Genomic DNA, 4100 nt, shown 5'->3' on the forward strand with positions numbered 1-4100 from the left:
GGTCGCCTATCTCGTCGCGGGCGTCCTTTTCATCCTCGCGCTGCGCGGCCTGTCGTCGCCGGCGTCGTCGCGCCGCGGCAACCGCTATGGCATGGCGGGCATGACGATCGCGGTCGTCACCACCTTGCTGACGCATGCACCGGTTACGGTCGATGGCGGCGTCGATACGATCGGCCTCGTCGAAATCCTCGCCGCGATCAGCATTGGCGCCGTGATCGGCATCGTCATGGCGCGCAAGATCGCGATGACCGCGATGCCGCAGCTCGTCGCGGCGTTCCACAGCCTCGTCGGTCTCGCCGCCGTCGCGGTGGCAGCCGCCGCCTATCTCAACCCGCAGGCATTCGGGATCGCCGATGCCGCGGGGCAGATATTCACCGTCAGCCGCGTCGAAATGGGGCTCGGCATCGCGATCGGCGCGATCACCTTCTCGGGATCGGTCATCGCCTTCCTGAAGCTCAACGGCAATATGTCGGGCGCGCCGATCATGCTGCCGGGGCGGCACGTCATCAATCTCGGCACGCTTGCCGCGATCATCGGCCTCGTCGCCTATTTCACCTTCGATCAGTCGCCGTGGGTGTTCTGGACCGTCACGGGCCTCAGCTTCCTGATCGGCTTCCTGCTGATCATCCCGATCGGCGGCGCCGACATGCCGGTCGTCGTGTCGATGCTCAACAGCTATTCGGGCTGGGCCGCGGCGGCGATGGGCTTCACGCTCGGCAACACCGCGATGATCATCACCGGCGCGCTCGTCGGCTCGTCGGGTGCGATCCTCTCGTACATTATGTGCCGCGCGATGAACCGCAGCTTCATCAGCGTGATCGCCGGCGGCTTCGGCGGCGACGATGCGGCGGCGGGCGCGGGCGGTTCGAAGGAACAGCGCCCGTGGAAGCCGGGCAGCGCCGAAGACGCGGCGTTCCTGATGAGCCAGGCCGAGAATGTCATCATCGTCCCCGGTTACGGCATGGCGGTCGCGCAGGCGCAGCATGCGCTGCGCGAAATGGCCGATCAGCTCAAGAAGGAAGGCGTCAACGTCAAATATGCGATCCACCCGGTCGCGGGACGGATGCCGGGGCATATGAACGTCCTGCTCGCCGAGGCGAATGTGCCCTATGACGAGGTGTTCGAGCTTGAGGACATCAACGGCGAGTTCGCGCAGGCCGACGTCGCCTTCGTCATCGGCGCCAACGACGTGACCAATCCGTCGGCGAAGACCGACAAGACCTCGCCGATTTATGGCATGCCCGTGCTCGACGTCGAAAAGGCGAAGACCGTATTGTTCGTGAAGCGCTCGATGGGCGGGGTCGGCTATGCCGGCGTCGACAACGACGTCTTCTACATGGACCAGACGATGATGCTGCTCGGCGATGCCAAGAAGATGGCCGACGACATCGTCAAGGCGCTGAGCGGCAGCGGGCACTGACGCTTTGCCGCAAAGTTTTGCCCTCGGCCTTGCCGGGGCGCGCCACTTTATCTAGCGATAAACGGGACCGGGCCGGCAACGACCCGGTCCTGTTGTATTTTGGAGGACCATCTTGCGCAAAATCGGCCTGATCGGAGGAATGAGCTGGGCATCGACCGAGCTCTATTACCGCCACCTCAACAAGGGCGTGCAAAAGCGCCTGGGCACCGCCTGTTCGGCGCCGATCCTGATGGAGAGCCTCAACTATTGCGACCTGTCGCGCATCACGACCCCCGAAGGGTGGACGCATGCGAAAGAGGTGCTGATCGCCTCGGCCCAGCGGCTTGAGGCCGCCGGCGCGACCGCACTGATGATCGCCGCCAATTCCATGCACAAGGTGGCCGAGGAAGTCGCTGCAGCGATCTCGATCCCGCTGCTCCACATCGTCGACGAAACCGGCGAAAAGATGCAGGCCGACGGGGTCAAGTCGGCCGCCGTGATCGGCACGCGCAATGTGTCGACCGAACCCTGGTTCCGCCAGCGGCTGGTGCGCCACGGGTTGACGCTCGCACCCTATGACACGAGCCGCGTCGACGAGATCGACCGCATCATTTACGAAGAGCTGATGCTCGGCAAGGCGAACGAAAGTTCGCGCCGCACGATGAAGACCTTCATCACCGACATCGCGAAGCAGGATATCCAGGCGATCGTGCTGGCGTGTACCGAGCTGGTGATGCTGGTCGATACCGACGCCAATGTCCTGCCGATCTATGACACGACGCGCATCCATGTGGCCGCGGGCGTTGACTGGATTTTGGGAGTCGACGCATAAATCGCACTAAAAATCCGTTCGCATCGAGCGAAGTCGAGATGCCCATCGGTCGAGTACGACTTTGGGGTGTCTCGACTTCGCTCGACACGAGCGGAAATGCTTAGCTCATCTTGGTCCATGTCACCGTCCGGCAGAACAGGCTGACGCAGCCCTTCATCGACAGTTTTCCGCCCTTCACGCGCAGATGCGCTTTATAATATCGCCCGTCCTCGGGGCTATAGCCTTCGCCCTTCCAGCCGTCGCCGTGCGGCACCAGATCCCAATAGATTTGAAGCCCGGTGACCTTGCGGCCGCGCTTCGCCTTGTCGGGATTGCGCTCGTCGAGCTGGCCGCCGGCGGGCTGCTTGATCAGCAGGCGCTCGACGCGCCCGCACATCTTGTTGCCGCACGCGGCCATCACGACGATGCCCTTGCCATCGTCGGTCTTCCATCGTCCAGCGATTGGCGCGGGCGCTGCCGCCATCGACGGCACGGCAATCAGGGCGACAAGCGCCAATGCGTATCTGTGAATCAAAGCGACCTCTCCCCGGTTAGCTACACATATGTCAGCAACATCGCTTGGCATCCGTCAAGTCTTGCACCATGCTCCCCGAAAATTAGGGGAGAGACATATGCGATTCCATGGCCTGCGCCACGCGGCGACGCTCTGCATCGTGGCGGCCTTTGCCGCCAGTCCGGCGGCGGCGAAAGTGATCAGCGTCGGTGCAACAACGCCCGACGCCAGCGAAAAGCTGCAAGAAGCGCTGATCCTCGCGCAGCCCGGCGACGTGGTGCAACTCGGCGCGGGCGTGTGGAAGCTGACCGATGGCCTGTCGCTCGACGTCGCCAACGTGACCGTGCGCGGTGCCGGGGCGGGCGAGGGCGGATCGATCCTCGACTTTGCCGGGCAGCAGGGCGCGGGCGAGGGGCTGCTCGTCACCTCGGACGATGTGTTCCTGACCGAGTTCGCGGTGCTCAACACCAAGGGCGATGGGATCAAGTCGAAGGGCGCCGACCGCATCGTCTATCACAAGCTGCGCGTCGAATGGACCGCGGGGCCGAAGGAAACCAACGGCGCTTACGGCATCTATCCCGTCGAAAGCACCGACGTGCTGATCGACAGCGTCTATGTCCGCGGCGCGTCGGACGCGGGCATCTATGTCGGCCAGTCGAAGAATATCGTCGTCCGCGATTCGATCGCCACCGAAAATGTCGCGGGCATCGAGATCGAGAACAGCTACGACGCCGACGTCCACGACAATGTCGCGACGAAGAACACCGGCGGCATATTGGTGTTCGACCTGCCCAGCCTGCCGATGCAGGGTGGCCACAATGTCCGCGTCTTCGAAAATATCGTGAACGACAACAGCACGCCCAATTTCGCGCCCAAGGGCAATATCGTCGCGAGCGTTCCGACCGGCACCGGCGTGCTGATCATGGCGAACCGCAATGTCGAGATTTTCGATAATGTGTTCGACCAGAACGGCACTGCGAACGTGATGATCGTCGGCTATCGTTACGAGCATAAGGACCCGAAATATCAGCCGCTGCCCCGGCAAATCGTCGTGCGCGGCAACCAGCATGGCAAGGCCGGGTATACGCCGAAATTCGCGGGCGGCGACATGATCGCGGCGGCAATGGGCGGCAGCATTCCGCCGATACTGTGGGACGGCGCGGGCGACGCGATTGTGCTCGACAAGGTCGGCGTGCTGTCGCTGAACCTGCCCGATGTGAAGACGCCGCAAAGCGAGGCGAAGCCTGCGCCCGCCGACCTGTCGAAGGGCACGCCGCCCGCGGCGCTGCCGGCGATCACGCTGCCCGAAAGCATGGAGGCGAAGGTCCGGTGAAACGCATATTTGCCGCGGTTGGAGCGGCGCTGCTATGTGCGAG

At 63.5% G+C, this 4100-nt stretch carries 4 protein-coding genes; 3 read left to right on the plus strand and 1 reads right to left on the minus strand.

Annotated elements, in window-relative coordinates; all coding sequences use genetic code 11:
* Positions 1-1420 (plus strand): NAD(P)(+) transhydrogenase (Re/Si-specific) subunit beta (locus tag VJ811_RS08015; RefSeq protein ID WP_324071739.1); only part of this gene is annotated, 1420 nt, incomplete at its 5' end.
* Positions 1421-1532: 112 nt separating this feature from the next.
* Positions 1533-2231 (plus strand): aspartate/glutamate racemase family protein, encoded by a 699-nt coding sequence (locus VJ811_RS08020; RefSeq protein WP_324071740.1) that lies wholly within the window; start codon positions 1533-1535, stop codon positions 2229-2231.
* 100 nt (positions 2232-2331) lie between these two features.
* Here the strand turns inward: VJ811_RS08020 and VJ811_RS08025 are convergent, their stop codons facing one another.
* The gene (locus tag VJ811_RS08025; protein WP_324071741.1) at positions 2332-2694 is read right to left on the minus strand and encodes a DUF2147 domain-containing protein; all 363 of its coding nucleotides are present in this window, start codon (positions 2692-2694) and stop codon (positions 2332-2334) included.
* A 148-nt stretch (positions 2695-2842) separates the two neighbouring features.
* Here VJ811_RS08025 and VJ811_RS08030 point away from each other — a divergent pair, with 148 nt between their 5' ends.
* Positions 2843-4057 (plus strand): parallel beta-helix domain-containing protein, encoded by a 1215-nt coding sequence (locus VJ811_RS08030; protein ID WP_324071742.1) that lies wholly within the window; start codon positions 2843-2845, stop codon positions 4055-4057.
* Positions 4058-4100 lie beyond the last annotated feature (43 nt).

The sequence above is a fragment of the Sphingopyxis sp. genome (genome assembly GCF_035250425.1).
In the GTDB taxonomy this organism is placed as follows: Bacteria; Pseudomonadota; Alphaproteobacteria; order Sphingomonadales; family Sphingomonadaceae; genus Sphingopyxis.